The organism is Parapedobacter tibetensis (genome assembly GCF_024704835.1).
In the GTDB taxonomy this organism is placed as follows: domain Bacteria; phylum Bacteroidota; class Bacteroidia; order Sphingobacteriales; family Sphingobacteriaceae; genus Parapedobacter; species Parapedobacter tibetensis.
This window is the reverse complement of record NZ_JAMXBE010000023.1, coordinates 1-19,737: the sequence shown is the minus strand read 5'-3', so window position 1 is coordinate 19,737 and position 19,737 is coordinate 1. Positions and strand designations below refer to the sequence as shown.

The window sequence follows — 19,737 nt, the reverse complement described above, 5'->3', positions numbered from 1 at the left end:
ACACCTCTTTTTGTTTATTCAAATTATTGTTTATCTTAGCTTCATGCTTACAGAATCGCTGGTTATCTTGGCGTTGATCCTGTTGAATGGCATTTTATCGGCATCTGAAATCGCCATTTTATCAAGTCGGAAAACTCGCTTACAAGTGTTGGTTGATAAGAAAAAGACATCAGCCAAACAAGTGGTTAAACTGAAGGAATCACCTAACCAATTCTTATCCACCATACAGATTGGCATCACGCTCATAGGCATTTTGACTGGTCTTTTTGGAGGAGCTACGATAGCCCTACGCCTCGATGTATACCTATCCGAAATAGCATGGCTAGCTGCATACAGCGGGCAGTTATCTGTGCTTATCGTGGTCATTACGATCACATTCCTTACGCTCGTATTGGGCGAATTGGTACCTAAGCGTATCGGCATGGCTATTCCCGAAAAATATGCCATGGCAGTGGCCGTTCCCATGAAAATTTTGAGTTTGGCAGTGGCCCCATTCGTCTGGCTGCTGAGCATTACCACCGAGGCAATTGTCAAGCTATTGAATATCAAAACTTCTCAAAATGCCGTTACCGAGGAAGAAATAAAGGCCTTGGTTGATGAAGGAGCAGATATTGGCGCAATCGAACATATCGAGCATGAAATCGTGGATCGAGTATTCAGCTTAGGCGACAAAAAGGCGATTAACCTCATGACGCACCGCAGCAATATTGTATGGCTGGATATAGATGATCCCTATGAGCTCCATAGAGAGACCATATTGGAAAGTGGGCACTCGGTATATCCGGTATGCCAGGGTGGATTGGACAACATCATCGGGGTAGTACATATCAAATCATTGCTCAAGCAATACCTCATCGCCCAACCCATCCGCCTCAACCAACTGACCCAACCCCTCAATTACGTACACGAAAACAGTTCGGCATACAGCATACTCAACAAATTCAGAGTATCCAGAATACACCAGGCCATTGTGCTTGACGAGTATGGCTCATTGCAGGGTATCGTCACACTCAATGATATACTGAGCAGCTTAGTTGGCAACATCTCAGAGAGCGACACAGCCGAAAAGCCCGAAATCGTGACACGGGAAGACGGCAGCCTCCTCATCGATGGCCAATACCAACTCGACGACCTGTTTACTGCCCTACATATAGAAATCTCGGAAGGAGAAGAAAATAATGGATTGGGTAGCATCAATACCATTGCAGGATTGGTTTTACTCAAACTTGGCCACATGCCCACGGTGGGTGAACGCATGCAGTGGAAAAACCACGAGTTTGAAGTGATGGATATGGATGGAAACCGCATCGATAAGGTGCTCGTAACTCTTTTGGAAGAAGGAAAATCACAGCTATAAGCCTTAACTGCTGCTTGGGCCCTTCACCTTCAGTCTTCCAAGCTTTGGTCTACCGAATTCAAATGACTTTTTCAATTTGATAATTATTGCGATCTACGCTATTACGGGAAACCAGCTCGGCAATAAACCCAGTCAAAAACAATTGTGTACCTATGATAATGGCAACCAGTGCAAAGAAAAACAAGGGTTGATCGGTCACATTGCGGTATGGACTTTGGTTGGCAATGCTGATTAATTTCTCCGCAATGAGCCATACGGCGATGACAAAACCTGCCAAAAAACTCAGTACGCCCATAGTACCAAAAAAATGCATGGGACGTTTGGCAAATTTGCCAACAAAGAATATGGATAACAGATCCAAAAATCCTTTGATGAATCTCCCTGCCCCAAACTTCGTCTTACCATATTTGCGCGGGTAATGCTGCACCACTTGCTCGTCTATGCGTCTGAACCCAGCCCATTTGGCTATTACTGGGATGTAGCGGTGCATTTCGCCATAAACCTCAATACTCTTTACCACGTCCTTCTTGTAAGCCTTTAATCCACAATTGAAATCGTGGAGGTTGTTAATACCTGATACTCCTCGGGTCACAGCGTTGAACAATTTGGTGGGAATGGTCTTGCTAATTGGATCATGGCGCTGCTGCTTCCATCCTGATATCAAATCGAAATCCTCGTGGATAATTTTCCGGTACAATTCAGGTATCTCATCGGGGCTATCTTGCAAATCAGCATCCATGGTAACCACTACATCGCCCTGTGTAGCCGCAAACCCTACATTGAGTGCGGCTGATTTCCCATAGTTGCGCCTGAACTTCACGGCCGTGATTCTCGGATTCATGGCCTTCAATCCCTCGATGATCATCCATGATTCATCGGTACTGCCATCGTCTATCAAGATAATTTCATAGCTGAACCGATGGTCATCCATTACACGCTTAATCCATGCGATAAGCTCCTGCAGGGACTCAGCTTCATTATATAAAGGAATGACGACAGAAATATCCATATCAAGCATAGTCATGCAATGACGCAAACTTAGCTAAATTGCTTGATATATATACCGGCTATTCTTCATCAACTGGAGCAAATACCGGCGCGGTACGTTTAAAAATCGCAGCAAAGATCAAAGCACCGATAAAATAGAAGATGGCTGCTATGGCCAAGCTCTTCACCAAATCCATGAAACTGGGATTGACCTGCTTTTCAATGCTTTTCTCCGCTTCTTCAATGATCTTGTCAATCTGCTCTTGATCAGAGCTGAATGTCTCGGCCATCTTTGTCGTGGCATTGAGTGAAATTTCTCTCATTGTATCCGCATATCCAGGTTCAATCCATTTGCCAAAAGCAGTGGTAACCAGTGTTACAACAATCACCTGCACGATAAACATCAGGAATATGTTACCCAAGGCTTCCCTGAACGACCAATATCCGCCTATTTTTTTCCGCAGATCAAGCGTGAAGTATATGGCAAGGCCGATTGCGATAGCCAATTGAATAAATGCATAAGCAAAATTACCCATCAGGGAAGGCGAAGCGTAATAGATCAATAAAAAAATGATGATATTAATTACTGCCCAAATGAGCGCATTATTGATTGCGATTTTCTTAGCATTTGGTTTTTCTTCAGTGTTTAGATTTGTTGTCATGGTTATTTGTTTTTAGATTAACGATTATATGCTGTCAATAATTTATACACCGCAGTTTCAAAAGCCGGATTGGCACTTGAACGGGCGTAATCCTCCAAATCCTGCTCAGATGGGTTCTGTTCGTAGAAAAAACCCATCAACGGGTAGAAGAATTCAGCCAACTCTTGGTTTTCGGGGATTTTTGAAGCAACTTTTGCAATCTCATCGTATGAGGTATCGGTGAGTATTTGGTTGGCAATTACCGGTTCATATATCCGGTATTCATCTTGGAATTCATCCTCATCTACAAGCAAAAATTCCTTGAGATAATCCACAAGCTGTGGCTCAATATCTTCGTCTGCGCATTCACGCAGGTAAAGCAAGAGGTTTAATAGCTCTGTTCCTCGTTCTATGGTCTGCTCCTCTATCGCTTCCCATTCCTCAGATTCGAGGTAATCCGCCTCCAATTTTTCCACATCGGCAGCGAAGAAATTCATCAACAGCAAATCGAAGACAATTTCCCTCAACTCCTCGAATCGCGGATGGTCGTCAAAGGCCGCATCCAAGCCTGACACTTTTTCTAGATATGGGGCTTCTAACTCAAATACCTCAATAAGCTTACCCAAAAGCTCATTTGCACCAAACTCCGCCATCTCACCATACGTATGCAGGCAAGCTCCAAGGGCTTTCTGTATATGCTCTTCCATTAGATTTGTGTGTTTATAATTTGACGTTTATTTGCCACAATTGTTACTTTCCCCTTCAATTCAGTGCCCATCAAAGGACTATTGCTCGATTTTGACCGGTTTGTCTGTCGGTCAAAATACCATTTCGCTTCAGTATCGAATAAAATGAAGTTTGCTAATGTTTTTTCCCGTAATTCAGGAATAGGAAGCCCCAATACATTCCGAGGGCCGATTGCCAATTTCTCCACAATTTGGTTTACTGTCAATCCCGCTTTCAGTGCAAGCGGCAGCACAGTTTGTAAGCCGATGATTCCATCTGCCGCAATTTGGTATTCCACATTCTTAAATTCGATTTCATGTGGAGTATGTTGTGAGACGATGGCATCTATGGTGCCATCTTTAAGTCCTTTGAGCAATGCTTTCACATCAATTTTGGTACGCAAAGGTGGGCTCATTTTATAATTACTATCAAAACCGGCGATTAGATCATCCGTTAGCACCAAATGGTGGGCAGCTACATCACAGGTTACTTTAATGCCTGTTGCCTTAGCCTTCCGGATGAGCGTTACAGATTCGGAGGTACTGATAGTCGTAAAATGTATGGGCGCATCATTATATTCGGCAAGGTATAAATCGCGGGCGACCATAAGTGCTTCCGCTAGGTTCGGGTTGCCCTTCATCCCGAGGTATGTACTCATCACTCCTTCATTCATTTTGGCACCACCGACTACAGACGTATCCTCGGGGTATGACAGCACCAAACCGCCAATCCCTTTGCTGTATAACAAAGCCCGGCTCATCAAACCCGCTTGCAGTATACTTTTGTTGCCATCTCCAAAGGCGATGGCACCCGCAAGCTTCATATCGTACAGTTCGGCCAACTCCTCCCCTGCCCGTCTTTTGCTCACGGCGCCTATGGGATATACGTCAACAGGCAAATCCTTTGCACGGTTCACAATCAAGGCCACTTCCGAACGGCTGTGCACGGGAGGATGCGTATTGGGGTGTACGGCTACACCGGTAAATCCACCAGCTACAGCCGCTGCGCATCCTGATAGGATATCTTCCTTCGTTTCCAGACCCGGTTCACCAAAATTGACGTTCAGGTCAAAGAAACCCGGAGCGATGTATTGGCCCTTAGCATCAAAAACGCTTACCTTGTTGCTATCGATATTGATTCGGGGAGCGATATTGACAATTTTTCCTTTCTCCACTAAGATATCCACCTCCTTGTTGTAGTAAGGGCTATCTGGAAAGGCCACGTTGGCAGACTTGATTAGCAGGGTATTCATGTACGTTTATAGCGTAGTGTTTTTATAGCGTGATGTTTTCGTCCGATTTATGGGAATAAAATAACCATTGGAATATCCAATCGCGGGCACTGAATGACTCAAGTATTTGAAAAGAGATATGAATGGCACTAAAAAGTCCGGAAAGTTTGTTTTTAATGGAATTATGGCTGAGTGCACATTCATTAAAAAACAAAAGTACAAAATCCGCCACAATGGCAAGTCTTTATTTTGAAATAATATGAATCGACGTGAATAATCATCCACCCCACTCATAGCTATCCACCTGCAAATCCGCCAATCCCAGCACACGGTCTACTACGGTGGAAGCCAGTTCCTCAAAATTTTTAGGCAGGCTATAAAATGAAGGGCTTGCTGGGCAAATAATACCGCCGGCCTCAACGACTGCCTGCATATTACGAATGTGAATCAAGCTCAATGGGGTTTCCCTAGGTACCATAATCAGTTTCCGTCTTTCTTTCAATATCACATCAGCTGCCCGGGTGGTCAGGTCGGATGATGTACCATGTGCAATCCGTGCCAATGTACCCATGGAGCAAGGGCATACAATCATCGTGTCAAACTTGGCCGATCCGGAAGCAAACGGTGCATAAAAGTCATTCTTATCGTAAAACGTAAATGGATAGTTGTTGTGATCGCTGTTTCCCAACTCAAATTTCCATACATCCTTTGCATTGTCTGACATCACAATACCCACAGTATCCAGCTGAGGATGGAGGGCCAGAAGTTTGTCAAATAATACTTTGGCATAAATAGATCCACTAGCGCCCGTAACAGCTACGATAATTTTTCTCGGCATATCTTCGGAATAAATTTCAAAGCTATGAAAAAAGAGGCACTATTCCCTCTTGTAAAACTTCATAGGTTCAAACACCGTTATCTCGACCGGATCCCAACCGAGATAATCTCCAAAAAACAAAGAAAAACGAATAAAAACTTAGGTAAGCGTTTGCTACATGCTAACATAAAAAACTAACGTTAATTTTAGATGAATAGACTAACAGTACGGGCGCAAAAATGTAAATTCATTCTTATAGTCAAAAAAACATTTTACATTTTTTAACAATCGAGCAAATTTTTCTTATGGAAATTACTTGATATGATACTTCGTCTGTGAAATAAAAAAGGGCCGAATAATGAATATTCGACCCTACATCTACCTATGAAAAACATGCCCTTTGGGAGGGCAATACAAAAGTACTGTTAAGTATGACGAAATAAAACAATAACTATGTTAAAAAAATAATTTTGTAGATGTAATACTACAAACGACTACAAAGTTGCCTACATTTTAACAAAAGGAATGGTAAGCCTATATCCAAAAATTTCCTGTGCCACATCCATAATTTATTACAGTAGTACATTGTTTAACTGTATTTTACCTTAAAAAACATCCCATGTGCGCTATTTTTGATATTTTTTTAGTTATTTCGTGTTGTGATTATTTAAATGAACCAAATCATATCGAATGAGCCTTAGTTTATTAGAAGAATATATCGAAACAGGTAACAGCTTAGCAATTGATGACTTATTGAACGGAAGTCCAAATCTAAGCAAACAAAAGACCAGCCATGATATATCCCCATTGCTACTTGCCTGTTATTACAATAAACCCCAAATCGTTAAAGTGCTTTTGAAGCATCTGGACGAGCTAACCATACATGAAGCCGCCGCCGCCGGGCTACTGGAGCAGGTGCAAGCCATGGTTGAAAACACACCGAGTTTGCTAGACGAGGTTTCCGATCATGGCTTCACGCCGCTGGGCATTGCCACACATTTCGGGAATGAAGATGTTGTCCATTTTCTATTAGCAAAAGGTGCAGACGCTAATGTGCAGTCACAAAACGGCTACAATGTATATCCCCTCCATACTGCCATTGGTTCGGGTTTTGAGCATATTGCAAAGATGCTCATGGAGGCTGGAGCAGAGGTAAATGTCCTCCAGTCATCGCGTACGAGCCCGCTGCATGTTGCTGCCCAAAACGGCAACATCGACCTCATTATCTTACTTTTGGAACACGGTGCGCTTGTTGAAATCCAGAATGACATGGGCAAAACCGCATCTGATCTGGCTGCCGAAAAAGGGTATGCCGATATTGCCAGTATCCTGAAGGTTTAGCGCGTGCTTAAACATCCCAAAGCCGATGGCGCATACGTTTAATGTAGTTTCGGAAATCCAACACGATACCCGCCAAGAAATAAAAAATAATTGGGAACCCTACAGCCAAAAAAGATGTGTAGATAAAGAATAACCGGATTTTGGATATGGATACGTTAAATCGTTCACCGATATACGTACACACGCCAAAGGATTGCTGTTCAAAAAATAAGAGAATTCGCTTTACCATCATTCATTGTGTTTGATTAACTGCAATCCTACACTACAATTCAAGCATTTCTTCTTATCACAATAAAATGCCTTCATTTGTAACAAAGCCTGTGATTCAGCTGCCTGCCTTGCTTGGATACCCAATGCCAAAAAACGCCTCAAAACCGCATTGTCCTCCGCTTTAAGGCTTTCCAACAAGGCTATGGCTCGGTAAATATACATTTCTTTGCCAATATATTTGCCATATGCAAATAAAATAACTGCCACTGAATTTATCAGGATCGTATCAATAGACCGCGATCCAAATTGACAGCCATGCAAGGAAGAAGGGGTATCAAATTGGTAGTGTTCTTTCCAATATGGATTCACGGGCAACTCCTCATACAAGGATTGTAGCCCACCGATCTCCTTGGTATCCAGTATGGCGGAAAATAAATGGGAAGATTTCAGGCATAGTGCCGCAAATTGCGCAATGCGGATGGAAGGGAAGTTACTGGGCCGTGTTCGCATGAATTTCCATGCAGATGCGTCCATCGGCGAAAGTGAATGCAATGTTCGTAGATAGTTGTATTCCTGTTGCAGCTTTTGCGGATAATCATCTTTAAACACCCTATCTTCCAGCATGCCAGCCTGACCGAAAAATAGGGCTTCCACCGCCAAAGCGCGATGCTTGTGTTTGGCAACGATGGATTGGGGCAGTACACGCGTCAGCAGCTCAAATGCCTGAGCATTCACTTTGAACCCAAAACTTCGGGCCATCCATATATAGCAAGTGTCTTCCCAGCTTCCTCGCTGTTGTGCAAGCAACTCATAAACGGCGGAAACACGATGTTCAAAACGTTCGACCAGTAAACGCGACAACCATTGGGACAACTGAAATGAGGGAACTGTATGGATGAGTTTTTCACAAGGTATCCAATACATGCCACTCATCATTTCACGGTATTTTGGTAAAATATGTACCGGAATTAGGGGCTTTAGTTCCAAGGTTTCTGGCAATGTGCCGTCTTCACGGCTTATGGCCTTGTCGTATTCATACACCACGTGCAATATTACGTTATTGTATGCTTTATCATGATGGTGGCGGTGCGCATTCCAATCGGACGATTGTACATGGATTTCTACATTCCCTACCCATTCCGTATTGCCGATATGTATCCGTGCATCCAAGAAATCAGCCCCTGCATTATCGTTATGCACACCCGCATAAAGCACAGAAAGGGTTTTGCCACTTATGGTCTGTAGGTCATGGGTATGATATAGTCTATACTTCCAGATAAAATGCAATATGTCTTCAGGCAAGGTCACTTGTTAAAGGTACATACATTGAAATTAATTTGCAAATTTGGTTAATAATAATCGAACCAAGAAATCACTTCCGTATGGTTAAGCGTCAGTTTTTCCTGTTTGTCATAGTCACGTATGATCTTGCCATTTTCCATTTGGACAAGCCGTGTTCCATAATGTAGCGCCTCATTGATGTTGTGGGTCACTAACAAAGCGGTAAGTTTGTTCTCATGGATAATTTTATCAGCGATTTCCATGACTTCCTTTGCCGAACGGGGATCTAAGGCAGCGGTGGGTTCATCAAGCAAGAGCACATCCACATCAGCCATTACGGTCATCAACAACGTGAGCGCCTGCCGTTGCCCACCACTCAATGTGCCCATGGGTTGCGTAAGCTTATTTTCAAGCGCCATTCCCAGTGTGGCCACCTGGTCATAAACCAACTTCTTGAAATCACTATCCACTCCCAATTTTATCCATTTGGGTGATTTCCGCAATGCCGCCATCCTGAAATTGTCCAGGATACTCAATGAGGCCGCCGTGCCAGCCAACGGGTTTTGGAATACACGTGCAATCCATCGGCTCCGCTTATAATCGGGCATTCCCTGGATTTCGTTCCCACGCAGCAGCACCTTGCCCCTATCGGCATACGTGCTACCCGCAACAAGGTTGAGCAGCGTACTTTTGCCCGAACCGTTTGCACCGACGACCACGGTATGGCTTCCCGCTCCAAGCTGGAGTGTCACGCCGTCCACTGCGATTACTTCCGTAGCTTTGCCAGCATTGAATACCTTACTTATGTTTTGGATTTGCAGCATCCGTTATTTCCAATTTTAGCGTTTACTTAATTGTAAAAAAGAACCTACGCGTGGCAAGGCCACAATGATCAAAACCAGCAGCGATGTAGTCAGTTTCAACAAATTGGCATCCACACCCGCACTTAGCGCGATAGCCAATATCGATTGGAATATGACAACGCCAAAAAGTACGCAGGCCAACATGGAAGGTATAGAGCGGGCCTTCAAAAAATTAATTAAGGTATCGCCGATTATAACAGCTCCCAATCCACTGATTACGATACCAATTCCCATATTAATGTCTGTAAACCCCTGAAACTGCGCCATCAAGCATCCACTCAATGCTACCAATACATTGGATACCGCCAAACCATATACCTTCATCCGTGCCGTGTTTACCCCCTGTGCCCGAATCATGCTCTCACTGTCGCCGGTAGCCCGCATCGCTATTCCAAAATCACTGCGCAACATGTAGCTCATGGATAAGAATAATATGGCCAAAACCACCAGCAATACGGATAATGTATTATAATCGGAAACGGCAAACACATCAAACCAAGTGAATAGATCTCGATAACCAAGCAACGGCATGTTGGAACGCCCAAGCAGGGTCAGATTGATGGAATACAAAGCAGTCATCACCAATATTCCGGCCAGCAATGCATGAATGCGCAACCGAGTATGTATAAGTGCTGTACAACATCCGGCCAAGGCCCCGCCGAACATAGCCAACACAAATACAGCCAGGAGCGGATAGCCATTGGATAAACCCACGGCTGTAATGACCGCCCCCAACGTGTAACTGCCATCCGTAGTGATATCCGGAATATTGAATATCTTCATGGACAGGAACAGTCCCATCACCAAAGGACCAAAGCATAATGCCTGGATAATCGCCGCAACGTAAAAATCCATTGTATTACTGTTTTTAAACCTATGGGGTTTTAACAAAAACATCCAACCTGTCGCGCCCCACGATCTGGGTATGGAGAGGTTTGCGATGCAACTCCGGCGCATCCACTCCATCATGCCATATATCAGGAGAAGTAAATACCCGGGCTTCGTCCCATAATCCCGCTTCAATGAAATGATCGAGTGTCTTTCTTCCTCCTTCCACGATGAGTGATTGCACATCCATCAAATAAAGCTGGAAAACAATATTCTGTGGTAAGTACCAATCGAAGTTTTCCAATGCAATATATTTTGTATTACCCTCCCAATCTGATCTTAACGCATTAAAAACAATCGTTTCGCCCCCTTCCCCATATAAGTTGGCGGTTGCTGGCACTGCAAGCTGTTTGTCGATGAGTATTCGTTTGGGATTCCTGCCTCGCCACTCCCTGACGGTGAGCTGCGGATTGTCTGTCAAGGCGGTTTTCGCACCCACCAATATGGCATCTTCTTCGCTTCGCCAGCGGTGCACCACCTGTTTTGCCTCCGCTCCTGTAATCCATTGCTGGGCACCATCCACAGGGGCCATGTATCCATTGGCGGTTTGCGCCCATTTGAGGATAATATAAGGACGATGGTGTGTAACCCGTGTCGAGAATCGGCGATTGAGCCAAAGAGCCTCCTTGGCTAGTACACCTTCTATTACCTGCACCCCGGCCTCTTCCAATTTCCTGATTCCCTCGCCATTTACTTTATCAAAAGGATCGCGACAAGCGACAACTACCTGAGGTATCCCATACCTCGCAATCATATCGGCGCACGGTGGCGTCTTTCCTTGGTGTGCACAGGGTTCCAAACTTACATACATCGTGGCAGTATGCAACAGTCCTTCAGCCTGTACACCATATTTATCCTGTACTTCATTCACAACCAGCACTTCCGCATGGGGTCCGCCATACCGCTGATGGAAATTTTCGGCGATGATTTTCCCTTCATGTACAATCAAGGCTCCAACCATTGGATTGGGGCTCACATTCCCCGCCCCAAGTTGGGCTAATTCCAAGCAACGCCTCATATATCCTTCATGCTCCTGCATAATTGCAAACATAATTAAAATTCACCTATTAAAATTTAGTGAAAAGGAAGCGTTTGAGTATAAGAAAAGTATAATGTAAGTTTGTGCACATGCAACCTATAGCGCATATTGAACAACGGTTTGTGGATGAATTGGCGAATTTATACGACGCCAATGAAGCGCGGCACATTTGCTTCATGCTGCTTGAAGACCGATTGGGGTGGTCAAAAACCGCTTATTTGCTCCGTAAATATGAATTATTGAATGAGCAAGATTCAGCATGGTTGACGGAAGCGTTACAATCACTCAAACATGCCAAACCCATTCAATACGTCCTTGGCCATGCTTGGTTTATGGGGATGAAATTGGCCGTGAATGAATCCGTATTAATCCCTCGGCCGGAAACCGAGGAACTGGTTGACCTGATTTCCAACCACTACAAAGACCACACCAGCCAACCATTACACATCATGGATATCGGTACAGGAAGCGGTTGCATCGCTATCGCCCTGAAGAAGATCTTCCTCCAATCCTCCACTTATGCGCTGGATATTTCGGCGGAATCATTGGACGTGGCTAAGCAAAATGCCGCAAGCCAATCGGTGGATATCGAATTCATCCATGCAGATATTCTGGAGTGGGATTCCTATTTTCAACCGGATCAAACTTACGATATTGTAGTAAGCAATCCTCCATACATTACCATAGCCGAACAGGGGGGTATGCACCGGAATGTGCTGGCCCATGAACCTCATGCAGCCTTATTCGTGGAGGAAAACGCGCCCCTATTGTTCTATGAACACATCGCTGCATTCGCAATGACCCATCTTAGGCCAGCAGGCAGTCTATATTTCGAAATCAATCGCAGATACGGTGCTCAAGTATGCAAATTATTGCACAATAAGGGTTTTAACGATGTGCAACTACATCAAGATATGCAGCGGACCGATCGCATGGTTCATGCCAAAAAAGAAAAATAATTAAACCTTAATACGATGATGAAGAACAAGTCTTTATTTAGTGTGTTGATTGCTTTATCGATTGCCGCATTTTCATGTGATGGCTTAAAGCAAGCCGACCTTATTGTGCACAACGCCGTGGTATACACAGTTGATTCCGCATTTGCCATGGCAGAGGCGTTTGCCGTGCGCGAGGGGAAATTCATTGCCGTAGGCAGCACGGACGAGATCCTTTCGACCTACACTGCCAACGAAACCATTGATGCGCAGGGTTTACCTGTGTATCCTGGGTTTTACGATGCACATGCCCATTTCTTTGGGTTTGCGCAGACACTTGGCCAAGCCGATTTGACCGGTGTAACTTCGTTTGCCGAAATCGTCGAGCGACTGAAGATATTCCGGGACGAATATCCAGATGCGGACTGGCTCATAGGGCGTGGGTGGGACCAAAATCTGTGGGACACCAAAACATTTCCAGACAGGAGGCTATTGGATGTAGCATTTCCGGATATTCCTGTATACCTAGTACGCATAGATGGCCATGCGGCGTTGGCCAATGGCAAGGCACTTGAATTGGCCGGCATCAGCGGTCCTGTTACCATTGAAGGGGGTACGGTTGAAGTAAAAGATGGTCGCCTCACCGGTATTTTGGTCGACAATGCCATGGCACGCGTATCTGCTATCATCCCACAGCCAACAGTTGCTGAACTTATACAGATGCTACAACGTGCCGAAGCAGCATGTGTGGCGGTAGGACTTACCACCGTGAGCGACGCTGGTCTTGACCAACAGGCAATCATGCTGCTGGACAGCCTATATAAAAGTGAAAAACTCCGCATCCGTAATCATGCTATGATTAACCTTTCAGAGGCTAACCTTGACCATTACCTCTCGGAGGGGCCATATATAAGTGAACGGCTCACCGCTCACACCTTCAAGATCTTAGCTGACGGGGCCTTGGGCTCACGGGGGGCTTGCCTTCTGCAACCCTATTCAGATGCAAAGACATCTGGGTTCCTGTTATTCAATCCTGAAACAATAGAAACTGCAATTGCCCGTATTGCCGAAAGCGATTTCCAAGTCGCCACCCACGCTATTGGCGACTCCACGAATCGGTTGATATTAGCTATTTATGGAAAATATCTCAAAGGGCAAAATGATCGGCGGTGGCGTATTGAGCATGCCCAAGTGGTCGCTCCCCAAGATTTCGAAAAGTTTGGCAAATATTCCGTTATCCCATCCGTTCAGCCCACACATGCTACATCAGATATGTATTGGGCAGGCGAAAGGTTGGGGCCTGAACGCATCAAAGGGGCTTATGCCTACAAACAATTGCTCGAACAAACGGGCTTACTCCCACTGGGAAGCGATTTCCCCGTGGAGCACATTAATCCATTATACGGTTTCCATGCGGCCGTCGCCCGCGTAGACCATGATGGGAACCCAACAGGGGGCTTCCAGCCGGAGAATGCCATCAGTCGCGAGGATGCGCTACGTGGCATGACCGTATGGGCCGCTTATGCAGTCTTTGAAGAAGACAGCAGAGGCAGCATTGAAGCAGGTAAAAAAGCTGATTTTGTATGGTTGGCAGATGATATCATGACAGCTCCGGACGATCAATTACGCAACATAGGTGTTTTGCAAACCGTCATAGCAGGTGAAGCCGTGTATCAAAAAGACCAAAAGTAAAGGTCGCAACACATTGATGAAATCCGGCAATTACTGAAATAAAGGAAGTTAACGAGACACCCGAAATAATCTGAAATTTATTTTGGACGATATAGGTGATAATCCTATCTTTGCACCACTTTCCAAAAAAGGGAAAGTTGCTTTTGAAGAGCGAGGTAATCGATTCTGTAGCTCAGCTGGTAGAGCAATACACTTTTAATGTATGGGTCCTGGGTTCGAATCCCAGCGGGATCACTGGAAAATTAAAAGCCTTCAAAATCAATAATTTTGAAGGCTTTTTTGGTTTGATATGTTTTTTCTATCGAATCCATGCATTTAATTGTTATAATTCAATCCCCATCGGTTCGAGTCCTATCATGTCTGCCAGCGTGGTGATATATTTCAATACTGTTAGCTTCTACGTTTATCATCCAATTGTACCTGAATCTCTATGACAACATCAGATTTAATCTTTAGCGTTTTTCACTTAATCCATATTTAGTTAATCCTTGATTTGCATACAACTTTCAGGGCTTTGCATACAGCTATTAAAGTGTTCTTAGCGAACTTTGACCTATTAAAATTAATAGTATGGTAATGAAGAAAATAAATTTGGGAAGCGAAGGTTTGGCTGTACCAATTATAGGTTTGGGCTGTATGGGTATGACGGGTTTTGAAGAAGGAAATATGTATGGAGAGGCAGATGAGCAAGAAGCTATTGCCACCATTCACCGATCGCTCGAATTAGGTGGCAATTTTTTAGATACTGCCGATTTGTACGGCCCTTTCAAAAATGAGCAGTTGATTGCTAAAGCAATAGATGGTAATAGGAATAAATATATTATCGCGACAAAATTTGGCTGGGAGATCGATGACAACGACAAAGTGACCTGGGCCATAAATGGCAAAAAAGAATATGTTAAAAAAGCGGTGGAACGTTCTCTAAAAAATCTTAACACAGCATATATTGATTTGTACTATATGCACCGACTTGATAAAAACACGCCCATCGAAGAAACCATTGAGGCGATGAGCGAGCTGGTAAAGGAAGGAAAAGTGGGTTATCTCGGACTATCAGAAGTATCTTCAGAAACTGTAAAAAGAGCTCACGCGGTTCACCCGATTACGGCGGTACAAAGTGAATATTCTTTATTTGAGCGTACAACAGAAGAACGTGGCATACTGAATGCTTTGAATAAACTTGGGATAGGTTTTGTTGCTTATTCCCCATTAGGACGTGGTTTTTTATCCGGACATATCCGAACCATAGATGACTTACCGGAAAATGATTTTCGCAGGGCAATCCCCCGTTTTCAGGAAGCTCATTTTTACAAGAATATTGAGTTGGTTAAAGCAATTGAGGCAATGGCCGAAGAGAAAAAAATAACCACATCACAGTTGGCACTGGCTTGGATTATAAATAAGGGCATCTTACCTATTCCGGGCACCAAACGAAGAAAATATTTAGAGCAAAACATAGCGGCCACCGAAATTGAATTAAACGAAGCTGATCTGTCGAAACTCGAAAGCATTGTGCCGTTAGGTACTGATACCGGCAACCCATACGATGATTTTAGTATGGGGCTCATCGATTAGCGTATTTTTTGTAGGGTTGCATTTTAAAGATGCAACCGCTACTATGTACATTAAAATATCTAAATTAGTATTATGAATGCCATCAGATCAGTCTCAGAATTTCACCGGTTACTCTCTTTGCCCGAGCCACGCCATCCATTGATAAGTGTGATTAACCTCGCCGAAAGTATTTTCCTGGAAGATGATGTATGGAAAGGTTTTGTGAATAGATTTTATTGTGTTGCTCTCAAAAGGGAAGCCAAAGGTAAAATACGATATGGTCAGCAACATTATGATTACAATAAGGGTGTTCTGAGCTTTACTGCACCCAATCAAGTTCAATACCTGGATCTGAACAACGTAGAATGCGGATCAGGTTACCTGCTTATTTTCCATCCTGACTTTTTGCTGGCCCATCATCTGGCAAGCAACATCAACGGTTATAACTTCTTCTCTTACGCTGTAAATGAGGCGCTGCATCTTTCTGCTGAAGAAGAAGATGATCTTATTACAATATTGAACAAGATCGATAAGGAATGCCTGCATATTGATAAATATACTCAGGAAATTATCCTATCGCAAATCGAGTTGTTGCTCAATTATTCCAATCGATTTTACGAGCGGCAGTTTATCACCCGGAAAAACCACAATCATCAACTGCTTGCCAAATTTGAACGCCTTGTTGATGGGTATTTTGACAACAGTACGACAACGCAACCGGAACTATTAACGGTACAACGCATGGCCGAACTCATGAACCTGTCTCCAAACTACCTGAGCGATCTACTGCGCATGCATACAGGGCAAAATACACAACAGCATATACATCAGAGGTTGATTGAAAAGGCGAAGGAAAAACTCTCGACTACAAATTTATCGGTAAGCGAAATTGCTTATACATTAGGCTTTGAACACGCACAATCGTTCAGTACGCTATTTAAGAAGAAAACCAGTTTGTCTCCTCTTGAATTCCGGCAGGCATTTAACTGATGATTAAGATACATCTATGAGGCTCACATAATAAGAAATAGGCCAATTAAGCACCCATTAAATCACTTAAAAGCTTCAAATCTTCCAATATCCAATAAAAGGTTCGAGTTTTGTACCAGCAAGTCACTTAAGGAGACACCACATAATGGTTGTCTCCTTTTTTTATGCCAATAAAATCTGTGACCCCAGACTGTTACCATCTGATCATTTATATTAATCATTATCTCCACGCTAAGTTAGCACATCCATTCTCTTCTCCAAACCAGTTCTTTATTGACTATTTTATATAAAAGTATGCCAGCACTTTTCTTTAACTTCATTTTTTTTGAATATCTTTTTACATGAAGATTGTCTTTGGAAACTTTTTGTTCACTGTCCTGCACTTACTTAAAATCGTTGCTAGCATCTTATTATTCTTTAATGAAAGTGAGAATTAAATCTGAAACAATTTTTGATTGATCTTTATGAACTTCATGCCCACCAAATGGAATGTTCAATAATTTTCCATTTTTTAAATAGCTTGCTAACATCACAGCACTTTCACGGGAAAATAGATGATCTTCGTCTCCTCGCACTATTAATGCGGGACAGTTAATTTGCTTCACATTATTACCAGGATATCCTCCTGTTTCTGATTCGTCTATCCACATGTGTTTGAGATTGTCGACCAGGATTTTAAAATCAATGTTAGGGTTAATTGACTCATAGAGTTGATACGATTCGTTAAATTTTTCCTTCCAACTTTCAGGAGTTACTTTTAGAAGGAAACCGCGAATTAAATCGAGGTCTTCTTTTCTCCAGGGTGCTGCGATAGAAACAAGTTTACTCACCCTTTCTGAATCAGAAATTGCAATACGGTGAGCCACCATGCCCCCATCACTAAAGCCCATTAAAATAATTTTGCTGATTTTTAAGTGATCTAATAATCTCTCTGCGTCATCTTGCAATATCTTATAGGTTAAAGGCTGATCTCCTAAGGTTGATTTTCCTTGTCCTCGAGCGTCCATTGCAATAATTCGAAATTCTGATAAAAAATTGCTGATAATAGGCTCAAAATCTTCAAGTGTGCCAAAGCCGCCATGTAACATTAATATAGGAAAACCTGACTGGTTACCCAATTCTTCATAATAAATTGATGCGCCGTTAATTGATATACTTTTCCCTGTCTTATGTTTCAATATCTGCATAAATTTCAAGTTTGTTGATTGCTATAATTACTGATATGGCACTGATTTGTAGATAATTGCGAAAATTGGAACTGAGTTCTCTCGACAAGTACAAAACGAAGTTATGAAAAAGAGGCGTTCTTGCAACAACAAAATAGTAATAGTGTCAAACCTGTAAGTTGTGTATTTCAGTGAGAGCGGAATCGACCGTCAGTTTAATTGCGGAATAAGGGGGCTACTTTGGGCGAAACTCCCAAGTACAGGAAGGCGTTAAATAGGTTGTCTTACAATCTATGTGTATATTTCGGAAAGGTGGTTCTTCCCCAAGTTTGGTAGTCAAGTCGATTTCCCGATTTTCCCTTCCTCCGAGAAAGATCTTTATTAAGACCGAAAAGCATATTTTAGAGCCCGATGCAAGATGACGTTTTATTTCACCACCAAAATTGGGGAAGAACCGTATATTGGAGTGGAACAGTGGTGTACTTTGGCGCGGAATATCCAAGAAATGCTTATTGGAATCGAACCGGTCAAATCTTAATTCCTCCGGGTCTTTTGGCCACTTCTTTTCTTATCTTCGCGTTATGGATTTTTGTAAAGTACTCTAAATCATTATCTTGATTCAAGACAAGTCTATCGTATAAATTTGCCAGTACTATCAAATCATCGAGAAAATGATTCGATGAAGCTCCTGTTAAGGTCACACCAAAAGCCGTTCTAGTCAAATAGAGTGGCTTTTTTAGTTTTGTGTTGTCGGTTTGATAACCATTGTCAATTTAGCCATAATTCAGTATCTTTGACTCATAGCCGTGAGGCTGTAATTTTTAACCGAATGAAACCCTGTCCAGATGGATGGGGTTTTGTTTTTACTTACCAAGCCTATCCTTGTTTAAATAAATTGTATTGCGTATCTTTGCACAACACAGTTAAATGATAAAGTCATTCAAACATAAAGGTCTCGAACGATATTGGACAACCGGCGAAACGAAGCTGTTGCCACAAACGCAGATCAAGAAAATACGGCGTGTACTGGACGCTATCGATTCGCTGAATGACGTGCCGAAGGATTTCGAGCCGTTCAGGTCATGGGGACCCCACCAGTTGCAGGGAGAATACAAGGGGTATTGGTCGCTGGACATCACCGGCAATTACCGAATCATATTTCAGTTCGATAACGGCAACGCTTGCAATTTGATTTATTTGGACACCCACTAAATACGAAGTATCATGAAAAGAGGGATTGAACATAACACCCATCCAGGGGAATACCTGAGGGAAGACATCATCGAGGCTAATGGCCTTACCATATCGAAGGCTGCGGAATTGTTAGGCATAACGAGGGCCAACCTGTCCAAGATCGTCAACGAGCACGCTTCTATCACCCCCAACATGGCCATCAAAATATCGTTGGTATTCGGGGGAAAACCCGATTTCTGGCTGCGTATGCAGTTGGCTTATGACCTGAGGGAAGCCGAAAGGGAGGCGGCTATCAATCCGCCCAACGTGAAAAAATTTGAATATGCATAGGTTGGGCTAATCCCCTTCCGGCGCAAATGTTCCCTTTATTAAAAGGGTGATTAACCCAAACAGGTATAAGCCTATTATTGGCCATGGAATACAACCTGATTATGAAATCAGTCCCTCCGTAGAAGATTTTGCGAATAACAAGGATACAGAATTAGAATTTACCATTTCTCTCATTAACAACTGAAAAGAATAATCAAATACTGATGCCAGCAACACCTAAGAAAACGTGGGGCAGATAGTGGTATCCAGAAGGTTTGTCCTCCATAGCTAACTCTGGTTTCCGTGGACAGGTACTCGCTCCGAAAAGCCCCACGTTTCTTAGCTGCAGAACGATGTAGCCAATTCAATATAAAAGACCTATAGATTGATTACTTTGGTCATAAGTGCCGTTAATGGAATGATAAAAAAAGACAACATATTGACTTAAATGGAAGAACGATTATTGAGAAAGAGAGTGTAACACCAACTGTGTCACTGGATAAAACGAATAAATAG

The 19,737-nt window shown here is 43.1% G+C and carries 19 protein-coding genes and 1 tRNA gene; 9 read left to right on the top strand and 11 right to left on the bottom strand.

All coding sequences use genetic code 11. From position 1 onward, the window contains the following. Nucleotides 1–43: 43 nt before the first annotated feature. Entirely contained in the window at nt 44–1,357 is a 1,314-nt protein-coding gene (locus NF543_RS23325) for a hemolysin family protein (RefSeq protein ID WP_257670617.1), read from the top strand. Nucleotides 1,358–1,415: 58 nt separating this feature from the next. Here NF543_RS23325 and NF543_RS23320 read toward each other — a convergent pair whose 3' ends face one another. The 5 genes from NF543_RS23320 to NF543_RS23300 form a co-directional block, all read right to left on the bottom strand. After that, a complete protein-coding gene (locus NF543_RS23320) occupies nt 1,416–2,366 on the bottom strand; it encodes a glycosyltransferase family 2 protein (RefSeq protein ID WP_257670651.1) in 951 nt (316 codons plus the stop codon). A 58-nt stretch (nt 2,367–2,424) separates the two neighbouring features. Then, complete coding sequence (locus NF543_RS23315; RefSeq protein WP_257670616.1) at nt 2,425–3,006, bottom strand: DUF4199 domain-containing protein; 582 nt, start codon at nt 3,004–3,006, stop codon at nt 2,425–2,427. A gap of 17 nt (nt 3,007–3,023) precedes the next feature. Then, nucleotides 3,024–3,692: a hypothetical protein gene (locus NF543_RS23310; protein WP_257670615.1), complete on the bottom strand. Its 669-nt coding sequence runs from the start codon at nt 3,690–3,692 to the stop codon at nt 3,024–3,026. Next, nucleotides 3,692–4,963 (bottom strand): dihydroorotase, encoded by a 1,272-nt coding sequence (locus NF543_RS23305; protein WP_257670614.1) that lies wholly within the window; start codon nt 4,961–4,963, stop codon nt 3,692–3,694. Before NF543_RS23305 ends, NF543_RS23310 begins: the two co-directional genes overlap by 1 nt. A gap of 256 nt (nt 4,964–5,219) precedes the next feature. Then, on the bottom strand, nt 5,220–5,780 hold the full coding sequence (locus NF543_RS23300; RefSeq protein ID WP_257670613.1) for a UbiX family flavin prenyltransferase: 561 nt from the start codon (nt 5,778–5,780) through the stop codon (nt 5,220–5,222). Nucleotides 5,781–6,449: 669 nt separating this feature from the next. Between NF543_RS23300 and NF543_RS23295 the strand changes: the two genes are divergently transcribed. After that, entirely contained in the window at nt 6,450–7,100 is a 651-nt protein-coding gene (locus tag NF543_RS23295; RefSeq protein ID WP_257670612.1) for an ankyrin repeat domain-containing protein, read from the top strand. A 7-nt stretch (nt 7,101–7,107) separates the two neighbouring features. Here NF543_RS23295 and NF543_RS23290 read toward each other — a convergent pair whose 3' ends face one another. The 5 genes from NF543_RS23290 to ribD are packed head-to-tail and all read right to left on the bottom strand — an operon-like array spanning nt 7,108 to nt 11,393. Next, entirely contained in the window at nt 7,108–7,329 is a 222-nt protein-coding gene (locus tag NF543_RS23290; protein WP_257670611.1) for a PspC domain-containing protein, read from the bottom strand. After that, nucleotides 7,329–8,612 carry a DUF2851 family protein gene (locus NF543_RS23285; RefSeq protein ID WP_257670610.1) on the bottom strand — a complete coding sequence of 428 codons (1,284 nt, stop codon included), beginning with the start codon at nt 8,610–8,612 and terminating at the stop codon, nt 7,329–7,331. Before NF543_RS23285 ends, NF543_RS23290 begins: the two co-directional genes overlap by 1 nt. A gap of 47 nt (nt 8,613–8,659) precedes the next feature. Beyond that, a complete protein-coding gene (locus tag NF543_RS23280) occupies nt 8,660–9,415 on the bottom strand; it encodes an ABC transporter ATP-binding protein (RefSeq protein WP_257670609.1) in 756 nt (251 codons plus the stop codon). A 15-nt stretch (nt 9,416–9,430) separates the two neighbouring features. Beyond that, nucleotides 9,431–10,309 (bottom strand): ABC transporter permease, encoded by an 879-nt coding sequence (locus NF543_RS23275; protein ID WP_257670608.1) that lies wholly within the window; start codon nt 10,307–10,309, stop codon nt 9,431–9,433. Nucleotides 10,310–10,328: 19 nt separating this feature from the next. Then, nucleotides 10,329–11,393 carry a bifunctional diaminohydroxyphosphoribosylaminopyrimidine deaminase/5-amino-6-(5-phosphoribosylamino)uracil reductase RibD gene (gene ribD, locus NF543_RS23270; protein ID WP_257670607.1) on the bottom strand — a complete coding sequence of 355 codons (1,065 nt, stop codon included), beginning with the start codon at nt 11,391–11,393 and terminating at the stop codon, nt 10,329–10,331. A 77-nt stretch (nt 11,394–11,470) separates the two neighbouring features. Between ribD and prmC the strand changes: the two genes are divergently transcribed. The 5 genes from prmC to NF543_RS23245 all read left to right on the top strand — a co-directional run bounded on the left by prmC (nt 11,471) and on the right by NF543_RS23245 (nt 16,552). Further along, nucleotides 11,471–12,340, top strand: coding sequence for a peptide chain release factor N(5)-glutamine methyltransferase (gene prmC / locus NF543_RS23265; protein WP_257670606.1), 870 nt, complete (start codon nt 11,471–11,473; stop codon nt 12,338–12,340). Nucleotides 12,341–12,355: 15 nt separating this feature from the next. Further along, on the top strand, nt 12,356–14,008 hold the full coding sequence (locus NF543_RS23260) for an amidohydrolase (RefSeq protein ID WP_257670605.1): 1,653 nt from the start codon (nt 12,356–12,358) through the stop codon (nt 14,006–14,008). Nucleotides 14,009–14,169: 161 nt separating this feature from the next. Continuing rightward, nucleotides 14,170–14,242: transfer RNA gene (locus NF543_RS23255), tRNA-Lys, on the top strand. A gap of 342 nt (nt 14,243–14,584) precedes the next feature. After that, nucleotides 14,585–15,583: an aldo/keto reductase gene (locus NF543_RS23250; protein WP_257670604.1), complete on the top strand. Its 999-nt coding sequence runs from the start codon at nt 14,585–14,587 to the stop codon at nt 15,581–15,583. Nucleotides 15,584–15,655: 72 nt separating this feature from the next. After that, nucleotides 15,656–16,552 carry a helix-turn-helix domain-containing protein gene (locus NF543_RS23245; protein ID WP_257670603.1) on the top strand — a complete coding sequence of 299 codons (897 nt, stop codon included), beginning with the start codon at nt 15,656–15,658 and terminating at the stop codon, nt 16,550–16,552. A 410-nt stretch (nt 16,553–16,962) separates the two neighbouring features. Here NF543_RS23245 and NF543_RS23240 read toward each other — a convergent pair whose 3' ends face one another. Further along, a complete protein-coding gene (locus NF543_RS23240) occupies nt 16,963–17,739 on the bottom strand; it encodes an alpha/beta fold hydrolase (protein WP_257670602.1) in 777 nt (258 codons plus the stop codon). Nucleotides 17,740–18,645: 906 nt separating this feature from the next. Between NF543_RS23240 and NF543_RS23235 the strand changes: the two genes are divergently transcribed. Next, on the top strand, nt 18,646–18,930 hold the full coding sequence (locus NF543_RS23235; RefSeq protein WP_257670601.1) for a type II toxin-antitoxin system RelE/ParE family toxin: 285 nt from the start codon (nt 18,646–18,648) through the stop codon (nt 18,928–18,930). Nucleotides 18,931–18,942: 12 nt separating this feature from the next. Further along, nucleotides 18,943–19,242, top strand: a complete 300-nt coding sequence (locus NF543_RS23230) for a HigA family addiction module antitoxin (RefSeq protein WP_257670600.1) — start codon at nt 18,943–18,945, stop codon at nt 19,240–19,242. The last annotated feature ends 495 nt before the right edge of the window (nt 19,243–19,737 follow it).

What these genes read in the sequence shown, in the direction of transcription:
- NF543_RS23240 (WP_257670602.1), bottom strand. Translation starts at nt 17,739, where the DNA reads ATGCAGATATTGAAACATAAGACAGGGAAAAGTATATCAATTAACGGC.
- NF543_RS23315 (WP_257670616.1), bottom strand. Translation starts at nt 3,006, where the DNA reads ATGACAACAAATCTAAACACTGAAGAAAAACCAAATGCTAAGAAAATC.
- NF543_RS23245 (WP_257670603.1), top strand. Translation starts at nt 15,656, where the DNA reads ATGAATGCCATCAGATCAGTCTCAGAATTTCACCGGTTACTCTCTTTG.
- NF543_RS23305 (WP_257670614.1), bottom strand. Translation starts at nt 4,963, where the DNA reads ATGAATACCCTGCTAATCAAGTCTGCCAACGTGGCCTTTCCAGATAGC.
- NF543_RS23230 (WP_257670600.1), top strand. Translation starts at nt 18,943, where the DNA reads ATGAAAAGAGGGATTGAACATAACACCCATCCAGGGGAATACCTGAGG.
- NF543_RS23250 (WP_257670604.1), top strand. Translation starts at nt 14,585, where the DNA reads ATGAAGAAAATAAATTTGGGAAGCGAAGGTTTGGCTGTACCAATTATA.
- NF543_RS23300 (WP_257670613.1), bottom strand. Translation starts at nt 5,780, where the DNA reads ATGCCGAGAAAAATTATCGTAGCTGTTACGGGCGCTAGTGGATCTATT.
- NF543_RS23295 (WP_257670612.1), top strand. Translation starts at nt 6,450, where the DNA reads ATGAGCCTTAGTTTATTAGAAGAATATATCGAAACAGGTAACAGCTTA.
- NF543_RS23235 (WP_257670601.1), top strand. Translation starts at nt 18,646, where the DNA reads ATGATAAAGTCATTCAAACATAAAGGTCTCGAACGATATTGGACAACC.
- NF543_RS23290 (WP_257670611.1), bottom strand. Translation starts at nt 7,329, where the DNA reads ATGGTAAAGCGAATTCTCTTATTTTTTGAACAGCAATCCTTTGGCGTG.
- NF543_RS23310 (WP_257670615.1), bottom strand. Translation starts at nt 3,692, where the DNA reads ATGGAAGAGCATATACAGAAAGCCCTTGGAGCTTGCCTGCATACGTAT.
- prmC (WP_257670606.1), top strand. Translation starts at nt 11,471, where the DNA reads ATGCAACCTATAGCGCATATTGAACAACGGTTTGTGGATGAATTGGCG.
- NF543_RS23280 (WP_257670609.1), bottom strand. Translation starts at nt 9,415, where the DNA reads ATGCTGCAAATCCAAAACATAAGTAAGGTATTCAATGCTGGCAAAGCT.
- NF543_RS23260 (WP_257670605.1), top strand. Translation starts at nt 12,356, where the DNA reads ATGATGAAGAACAAGTCTTTATTTAGTGTGTTGATTGCTTTATCGATT.
- ribD (WP_257670607.1), bottom strand. Translation starts at nt 11,393, where the DNA reads ATGTTTGCAATTATGCAGGAGCATGAAGGATATATGAGGCGTTGCTTG.
- NF543_RS23325 (WP_257670617.1), top strand. Translation starts at nt 44, where the DNA reads ATGCTTACAGAATCGCTGGTTATCTTGGCGTTGATCCTGTTGAATGGC.
- NF543_RS23275 (WP_257670608.1), bottom strand. Translation starts at nt 10,309, where the DNA reads ATGGATTTTTACGTTGCGGCGATTATCCAGGCATTATGCTTTGGTCCT.
- NF543_RS23320 (WP_257670651.1), bottom strand. Translation starts at nt 2,366, where the DNA reads ATGGATATTTCTGTCGTCATTCCTTTATATAATGAAGCTGAGTCCCTG.